We start from the raw sequence: 830 nt of genomic DNA on the forward strand, positions 1-830 counted from the left end.
GATGAAGGCCTTGGAGATGATGACCTTGGGGCCCGGGGGCTGACGCGTAATCCCAGAACCCTGAGCAATCAATGTCGCGGCCTGGCGGGTGGTGATCGTGACCGTCCGGGCACCACCGCCGCTGGTGGTGGTGGGTTGGTCGGGTTGGGTGGGACGGTGGAGGGTAGCCAGGTTGCACTTGTACTTGTCCAGCCCGTACTCGTCCTTCTCAGGCGAGCACTCCCGATGAGACTGCTCCTCCCACAACGACGGATCCGAAGCCGTCACAACCGGACGCCCCTGAGACGAAGACCCACCAGAATCCGGCACACCCTCTTGAGGGATCGTTTCAGTCACCTCCCCATAGGCCTGGCTGCCACCGTCGAGGTTTCTTGCTCCTAGTCGCGTCCCAGGACTGTTGTCGGCCTGGTCTTGAGCCCTGAGGGAGGGGGCTGTAAAAATCAGAGTCAAAACTATGATAGCGGTAATGCTGTATTTTATTAATTTCATTTAGAAACCGCCTCAACAGCTCCAACCACCCATCTCCCATTATTGTATCGAACTCCGAAGTTAACCTCTTGATTATTTGTTGGTTCGGATGTGGTTGGGTTTTGCCCGTCACCATAGTATGAGGCCATCGCTCCGTAGTTTATGATTACCTTGACCCTGTTGTAGTCGTAGCCTTCCAACTTTTCGTAGTAAGTCATACCGACAATTTCCTGATCCCACTTGTCGGCCCATCCTCCTTTACTGTGGATGTCGTTGGCGTCGTCGATGGTGGACTTGCAGAACTTGCAGCGGTCGTCACTCATGGCGGCGAACTCGGTGGTGTTGCCGGTCATGAAGGCGTA

General features: G+C 55.4%; 1 protein-coding gene and 1 pseudogene. Both read right to left on the reverse strand.

Features of this window, described 5'->3' with window-relative positions; genetic code table 11:
- Positions 1-489: pseudogene (locus tag HMPREF3165_RS13785) on the reverse strand (zinc transporter); the annotation flags it as partial.
- Positions 486-830: DUF6318 family protein (locus HMPREF3165_RS12885; RefSeq protein WP_256275149.1), on the reverse strand; the 345-nt coding region annotated here is incomplete at its 5' end. The gene HMPREF3165_RS12885 and the pseudogene HMPREF3165_RS13785, both read right to left, overlap by 4 nt.

The organism is Actinomyces sp. HMSC08A09, assembly GCF_001807465.1.
GTDB classification, from domain to species: domain Bacteria; phylum Actinomycetota; class Actinomycetes; order Actinomycetales; family Actinomycetaceae; genus Actinomyces; species Actinomyces oris.